Source organism: Psychroflexus maritimus (assembly GCF_011089875.1).
In the GTDB taxonomy this organism is placed as follows: domain Bacteria; phylum Bacteroidota; class Bacteroidia; order Flavobacteriales; family Flavobacteriaceae; genus Psychroflexus; species Psychroflexus maritimus.
In genome coordinates this window covers 1-8,150 of sequence record NZ_JAANAS010000059.1, presented here as the reverse complement: position 1 = coordinate 8,150, position 8,150 = coordinate 1, and the positions used below count along the sequence as shown (strand labels likewise).

Below are 8,150 nucleotides of genomic sequence, written 5' to 3'. Positions count from 1 at the left end.
TTTTTAAGTTAATTTTACGCTATTTCTCAATGAACTTTTACCACTTTCGGGACGGCAAAAATACTACCTTTTTTACACATCTTCCAACTGTTTCTGCAAAAAAATATAAACTTATTTTTTAAGCATTGAAAATTAATGGGTTGGGAAGGAAAATTAAATCAAACATAAACCCATAAAATTTGGCTAAAGCCAATATCATACAACTAATTTTAACCCCCAATTTGAAAATGGGGGCTATTGAATTGATTTTTTATTGGTGGCGTAAAATTTTTTAACAATTCAATAGGAACGGGATTATCCCGTTTATAAAATGCAAATTCAAAAACGGGTTTTAGTCCAAATTACTTCGTAAAATCACAACTCAAATTTTTCTTTCTCCTTCCCTTCTACTCCTTCATAATGTTTCTTGAGGTATTCCATGGTTTTTTGAGCGCCTTCTAAAACGGTGAAAGGTTCATGAATTACCACTTGCTTTAATTTGTAATCAAATGCGACAGGAATTACGGGAACACTTGCTTTTTTAGCGATGTGGTAAAATCCCGTTTTCCAATCTTTTACTTTTTTTCGAGTTCCTTCAGGAGCAATGGCTAATCGAAATGTTTCTCGCTTGTTAAACACCTCTAAAATTTGATCTACGGTATTATTGTTTTTGGACCGATCTATCGGAGCGCCGCCCATCCACTTAAAATACCAACCAAAAGGTGGCTTAAACAATTCTTTCTTACCTATATAATTAATTTCAGTAGTAAGAATCTTTCTAGCTAAAGCACCAATATAAAAGTCGTGCCAACTAGTGTGTGGAGCAACAACAACAATTGATTTTTTAATCGAAGGATTAAACCTACCAATAATTTTCCAACCCAGTAGTTGCTTGAATATAAAAATTGCTAAAAATCGCATAATTGATAAGCCAATGATTTGTTAAATCAAAGGTAAGTATAATCCAAGTATTAACAACCAACTATATTTGAAATAAAAAATTAATGAAGTACATTTATATAGCTATAAGTTATCTTTTTTGTTTTCAGTTTTTATTTGCACAAACCAATAACACCTCAAGTAGTGAGCTATTTGAATCTTTCAAACAGTTAAAAAATCCACATCGAATGTTGTATGTGGCGGCTCATCCAGATGATGAAAACACGCATTTAATTAGTTATTTTTCAAATCATTTATCTGCTGAAACAGCTTATATCTCGCTTACCCGTGGAGACGGAGGTCAAAATTTAATTGGCACACAACTCAAAGACCAATTGGGTGTAATTAGAACTCATGAGCTTTTAGAAGCAAGAAATTTAGATGGTGCTACTCAGTTTTTTTCGCGCGCAAAAGACTATGGCTTTTCAAAAAATCCAGAGGAAACTTTTACTCAATGGAATAAAGAAAAAGTGCTTTACGACTTAATTTTTGCTATTCGAAAATTTCAACCTGATGTAATCATCAATCGTTTTGCACATAACACCCCAGGAAGTACACACGGACATCACACAGCTTCTGCAATTTTGAGCTACGAAGCTTTTGAAAAAGCCGCAGACCCTAATGTGTTTCCTGAACAAATTTCAGAATATGGTCTTTCTACTTGGCAAGCAAAAAAACTTTTCTTTAATGATTCTTGGTTTTTTTATGAAAGTACAGCAGCTTTTGAAGAAGCTAATAGAAATGATTTTTTAAGCATAGACATTGGTGAGTATTATCCCTTAAAGGGAATTTCTAATGGGGAATTAGCCTCCTTAAGTAGAAGTCAGCATAAATCGCAAGGCTTTGGCTCTTTGCTGAATCGAGGGACAAAAATGGAATACCTTAAGCAACTGAAAGGGATTAAAACTGAAAACAATGAGGTGTTTTCTAATTTACCTCAAAATTGGAAGGAAATTACGGGCTCCAAAAAAATTGACAAGCAATTCAATCAACTACTTTCAAACTTCAATTTTGAAAAACCTCATCATAGCATTCAAGATTTAATCGAATTGAAAAAGTTAATGGAAAAAACTTCTAATGGAAAACATCAAGATTTAATTGAACGTAAAATTGAACGCATTCAAAAGCTTCTTATTCAATGCACTGGAATTCATGTAGAGGCTTTAGTGGCGCAACCACATTATTCGCCCGGAGAGGAAATTAATTTTCAGTTAAATACCACCTTACCTCATACGTTAAATATGGAATTGACTTCATTAGAAACTCCTTTTTCAGCAGAAAAATTTGATTTAAAACATAAGCTACAGATTAATGAGGTGGAAAAATTTGATTTTACTGTTGAAATTCCAGCCAATCACCCCTACTCTACTCCTTTCTGGCTAGAAGAAAGTACTGAAAATCTGTTTTTTAAGGTGAATGAAGAAGCTCAGTTAATGAAAGCAATCGATTTAAAAAACACAAGTGTTAATGTTTTGTTTTCTATTGAAGGTGAGATAGTTAAAATAAACATCCCCATTGAATTCAAATACAACGACCCCGTGATGGGCGAACAGAAAGATTTGTTTTTTGTTACGCCAAAAGCTAGTCTAAAAAATGATAAATCGGTTTATGTTTTTACTAATGACGAATGGCGTGAGGTAGAAATTGAATTGAAAAGCTTTGCTAATCAGCTTTCGGGGAAGCTTCAATTGGAAATAGATGGTTGGGAAATAAAGCCTTCGTTTTATGAAATTGAAGGGCTTCAGAAAAATGAACAATTGAATTATACATTTATGATTAGGCCAACTTCGGCTTCGACTTCAACCCCAATGCAAGCTAAATTCATTACTCCTGAAGGTGAAATTTTTAATCAAAAAGTTAGCTATTTAGATTATTCACATTTTCCAAAGCGACAATTAATAAATAAAAACACGTCTTCTTTATTGAAAATAGAGGCAAAAACCAAGGGTGAAAAAGTGGCTTATTTAGCTGGAGCTGGTGATGAGATTATGGAAGCTATAAACGAGTTAGGTTATGAGGTTGACGAACTTATGCTGAAGGATTTAGGGAAGAAAAATTTGAATAATTACCAAGCAGTAGTTCTTGGAATTAGAGCATTTAATGTGCACGAAGAATTAGCTTACAAAAACAAATACTTGTTTGAATATGTTGAAAATGGAGGAAACTTGATTGTTTTTTACAATACTTCAAGAGGGTTAAAAACTGAAGAAATTGCTCCTAAAAAGCTAATTTTAAATCGCGGTAGAGTAACAAACAAAAAGGCTGAAGTTCAATTTTTGAACCGCAAGCATCCCTTGTTTAATTCGCCTAACTTAATTACTGAAGAAGATTTTGAGGATTGGGTACAGGAGCGCGGATTGTATTTTGCTTCCTCATGGCATAGCGATTTTATTCCGCTTTTAGAAATGCAAGACCCTGGTGAAAAAACACAAAAAGGAAGTTTATTACATTTGCCTTACGGAAAAGGAAATTATATGTACACGGGGCTTAGCTTTTTTAGACAATTACCAGCAGGGGTTGAAGGAGCGTACCGAATTTTAGCAAATTTAATTAGTCTTGAAAATGAAATCGAATAAAATTTATATACTGATGTTGCTTTTAAACGCCTTGTACATTTTAGGCTTTTACTGGATCATGAAAATTTACCTGTAAATGGAATTAATTGATGTTTTAGTCCTAGTATTTACGCTTTTAGCAATAGTTATTTACGGCGTTTACAAAACAAGAAATCAGCAAAAAAATGCGAAAGACTACATTAAAGGAGGCGGTGAAGCTGAGTGGTGGACGGTAGGGCTTTCGGTAATGGCTACTCAAGCCAGCGCCATTACTTTTTTATCTACTCCCGGGCAAGCTTTTCATGACGGAATGGGCTTTGTGCAGTTTTATTTTGGTTTGCCCATTGCTATGGCAATTATTTGCTTGGTTTTTATCCCTATTTACCACAAGCTAAATATTTATACCGCTTACGAATACCTAGAAACAAGATTCGATTTAAAAACACGCACATTTACGGCATGTCTTTTTTTAATTCAACGGGGATTAGCAGCGGGAATTACCATTTTTGCCCCTGCCATTATTTTATCTGCTGTTTTGGGTTGGAACTTATTTGTTTTGAATATTCTTATTGGTGTTTTGGTCATTATTTATACAGTAACTGGAGGAACTAAAGCGGTGAGTGTGACCCAAAAACAACAGATGGCGGTCATTTTTTCAGGCATGTTCATCGCTTTTTTTATCATTTTAAATTCGCTGCCCGAGGAAATTAATTTTTCCAACGCCCTTGAAATCGCAGGTGCTAATAATAAGATGGAAATTTTAGATTTTTCATTCGATTTTGATAATCGCTATACCTTTTGGAGCGGAATTATAGGAGGTACATTTTTAGCCCTCTCCTATTTTGGCACCGATCAAAGTCAGGTACAACGCTATCTTTCCGCAAAATCAAAAAGAGAAAGTCAGTTAGGCTTAGTTTTTAACGGCATTTTAAAAGTACCCATGCAATTTTTCATTTTGCTTGTAGGAATTATGGTATTTGTGTTTTTTCAGTTTGAAAAAAGTCCTTTAAACTTTAATCCAGCCGCCAAAGTTGCTGTTGAAGATTCTGATTTTTCTAATGAATACCGAGTTTTAGAAAACCAATTAATCGAACTACAGAATTCAAAATCAGATTTAGCTTATGCTTTTGGGGTGGCCTCTAAAACTGAACGCGAGGCGGTAAAATTAAAATTGAAGGAATTAAATACAGCCGAATTTCAGCTGAGAGATGAAGCAAAAACAATCATTGAAAAAGCCAATGATAAAATTGAGACTAACGACAAAGATTACGTCTTTATTCATTTTGTTTTAAATCATTTACCCCGAGGAATTATAGGTTTGTTATTGGCGGTTATTTTATCGGCGGCCATGTCATCAACCGCTTCAGAATTAAACGCATTAGCCTCAACAACTAGCATCGACTTATACCAACGCAACAAGAAAACGAAAACCACAGAGGCTTCATTTGTAAATTCATCAAAAGGCTTTACTTTAATGTGGGGGATTTTTGCAATTGGTATAGCCTGTGTAGCGCCACTTTTTGAAAACTTAATTCAATTGGTCAACATTATTGGCTCTATATTTTATGGCAATGTATTAGGCATATTCTTACTGGCTTTCTTCATTAAGTTTGTACAATCCAATGCTGTTTTTTGGGCTGGAGTCATCACACAAATTATAGTTATTATTGGTTGGTGGTTGGATTGGATGCCGTATTTATGGTTGAATTTGTTGGGTTGTGGATTAGTGATGGGATTGGCGATGTTGTTGCAGGCTTTGCAAAGAAAATAAATTATTCTTATTAAAAAAAGCACACAAGTAGCAATTAGATTAAAATTTATTCTATTTTTGTAAATAATATTCTACAATTTGCAAAAATCTTGAACGTGAAAAAAAACATTTATTTACTACCCTTCGCTTTTTTGATGAGTTGTTTAAGTTTTGGTCAAGAAAATAAACTTGACTTACTTCAGGAGAATGCGTTTCAGTTTATATTCACAGATCAAACTAAAGCACTTGATTTAATTGACTCCTTAAATCTAGAAAATAAGAATCTTTTACCTAAAGAACAAAGTAGAAATCTATCTTTAAAGGGCGTTTATTATGGAGTACAGAACGAATTAGATTCAGCGGCTCATTACTTTCAAAAAGCCTTAAAAATAATTCCTAAAGAAGAGGAATTTTATCCTAAGCTAGTCAATAATCTAGCTATTACTTACAAAAAGAAAGGAGAATACCAAGAAGCATTAAGCTTACTTTTAGACGGCTTAGAAGTAGCTAGAGAAAACAATAACTTAGATGCACTTCAAAAAATCTACAGCGAAATGTCCTCCTGTTACCGAGCTATAAATAACTATAATTTAGCGGTGGAATATAGTTTAAAATCTATTGAAACAGAGAACAAAAAAAAACAACCCAATGCTAAGAGTATAGCCTTTGAAAAACAAAAAACAGCTAATTTGTATGGTTTATTGGGCAACTATGGTTTTGCTGAAGAAATTTATGAAGAAATTATTGATTATTTTAATGAAAGTCCCTACCAAGATGCCAACGTTTCTACCTTCCTAAATTACGCCAATGCACTTATAAAGCTTGACAAAGTTAATGAAGCATTTGGTTATATAAAAAAAGCTAAGAAAACACTTAAGGATTTTAAAAATGACGAATTATTCGCTTTTTTAAAACTTACAGAGGCTAACTACTATGCTTCGATTAACCAAAACAATAAGGCAAAAGAATGTTATGAAAAATCATTAGCGAGTTTTCAACAACACCAGGATAACTACTTAAAGACCGTAAACGAATACCTTAGTTTTTTGAGTAAGAATAATTCTTTTGAGGAAATAGTGAATTTATCTAAAAGAGTTGAAGATAAGGATTTAAGCAAGTTTGGGATACTCGACTTAATTGAATATAAAAACAATATAGGTGAAGCCCACGAAAATTTATCTAAGTTTAAACAAGCTTCAGTCTATTACAAAACCACTATACAATTAAAAGACAGTCTTCAGAAATTAGAAAATTTTCAAATTGCCAAAGACTTGCAAGCTAAATACCAAAATGAAATTATTGATCAACGCAATACTATATTGCAAGAGCGAGTAGTCTCTGAAACCCGAAAAACACTTGCTGTATTAGGTTTTTCATTGGCCATTGGAATTTTACTCGTAAGCATTATTTTTAGATATAGAATCCAATTTAGAAATAAAAATAAATTAGCTAAAGCCTTGCAAGAAAAACTAGAGGCAGAAAATGAATTGATAATTTTAAAAGACGCCTTGCTTCAACAACAAAAAAAAGAACTCCTATCAAAGTCTTATGAAAATATTTCGCTAGAAAAAAAGATAGCCAACATCACCAAAAAGATACCCAAAATAGACCGCAACACCTATAAAGAAATTAAAGAAGTAAAAAGTATGATTTCTCCTGAAGATGAATTAAATAAATTAAAATTTGAATTTGAGCGTCTTTATCCAAATTTCAGGGAAGAAATACATGAAATTTATCCTGAATTATCGAAAAATGATTTACTCTTTTTATCGTTTATTAAACTCAAATTCACCTACAAAGAAATAGCAACCATTCTTAGTATAACTCACCAAAGTGTTATTACAAAAAAATACAGAATTGTTAAGAAAATGAAACTTAGTAGTGAGATAGACTTGTATGATTTTATTATTAATGAATCATATAAATCCTTCATGTAAAGAAAAGACCGAGAATTTTTATAATTCGAGTGTTCGCCACAGCGAATGTATCGAGCGCCCTCTTCCTAAAAGTTCTCTATATCCTTTAATTAGAAGAATATCTATATAGATATGATATAGACAAAAAAAATAAATAATCAATAGTATTGACTTATAGCGTTTTAAAAAGTATTTTATTTCATTTCGTCTATATGATATCTATACCGGAAGAAGTAATTGTATAATGTTAATCGCCTATACTTGTATCATAATTATACAAAAAAATTATAATGAAACAAGTACAGAGTAACAAAAGACATTATTTATTAAATGCAACTTCAAAAATCCTATTAAACCTTTTTATCTTAAGTTTTTTAGGCCTAGAAACCGCCAACGCTCAAGTAGGTATTGGGACAACTTCCCCGGATGCCTCAGCACAACTTGAACTACAAAGCACCGCCAAAGGCTTTTTGCCGCCGCGTATGGATACTGATGCTAGAAATAATATAAATAGTCCTGCGGAGGGGTTGATGATTTATAATACGAGTGTAAAGTGCCTACAGTGGTGGGTTGGTAATGCATGGCATGATGGCTGTGGTGATAATCCATATTTAGATTACCCTGATGGTACTGTGTTCTGCGCATCAGGCCCTACAGAGTTAGTTGAGGTAACTGGAGCTGGTGGGCGAGTTTGGATGGATAGGAATTTGGGCGCAAGCCAAGTTGCTACCTCAAGTACCGACGCAGCTGCTTATGGTGATTTATATCAGTGGGGTAGAGCAGCTGATGGCCACCAATGTAGAACCTCTGGTACAACTGCCACCAACGCAACCACAGCTGTGCCTAATGCGGGGAACTCATGGGATGGGGTGTTTATTACTGAAAGTAGCTCTCCTCTTGATTGGTTAACACCACAGGATAATAACCTTTGGCAGGGCGTAAACGGCACCAACAACCCATGCCCTGCAGGGTTTAGATTGCCTACTGAAACGGAATGGAACACCGAGCGTT

At 33.8% G+C, this 8,150-nt stretch carries 4 protein-coding genes and 1 pseudogene; 4 read left to right on the top strand and 1 reads right to left on the bottom strand.

The features are described 5' to 3' along the window. Positions 1–354: 354 nt before the first annotated feature. Positions 355–900, bottom strand: coding sequence for a 1-acyl-sn-glycerol-3-phosphate acyltransferase (locus G7034_RS08180; RefSeq protein WP_166400480.1), 546 nt, complete (start codon positions 898–900; stop codon positions 355–357). Positions 901–983: 83 nt separating this feature from the next. On the opposite strand from G7034_RS08180, the gene G7034_RS08175 reads away from it, so the two are divergent. The 4 genes and pseudogenes from G7034_RS08175 to G7034_RS08160 form a co-directional block, all read left to right on the top strand. Then, positions 984–3,494 carry a PIG-L family deacetylase gene (locus tag G7034_RS08175; protein ID WP_166400479.1) on the top strand — a complete coding sequence of 837 codons (2,511 nt, stop codon included), beginning with the start codon at positions 984–986 and terminating at the stop codon, positions 3,492–3,494. Positions 3,495–3,570: 76 nt separating this feature from the next. Further along, the gene (locus G7034_RS08170) at positions 3,571–5,244 is read left to right on the top strand and encodes a sodium:solute symporter (RefSeq protein WP_166400478.1); all 1,674 of its coding nucleotides are present in this window, start codon (positions 3,571–3,573) and stop codon (positions 5,242–5,244) included. 95 nt (positions 5,245–5,339) lie between these two features. Beyond that, entirely contained in the window at positions 5,340–7,160 is a 1,821-nt protein-coding gene (locus G7034_RS08165; protein ID WP_166400477.1) for a tetratricopeptide repeat protein, read from the top strand. 269 nt (positions 7,161–7,429) lie between these two features. Next, a pseudogene (locus G7034_RS08160) lies at positions 7,430–8,150 on the top strand (FISUMP domain-containing protein); the annotation flags it as partial.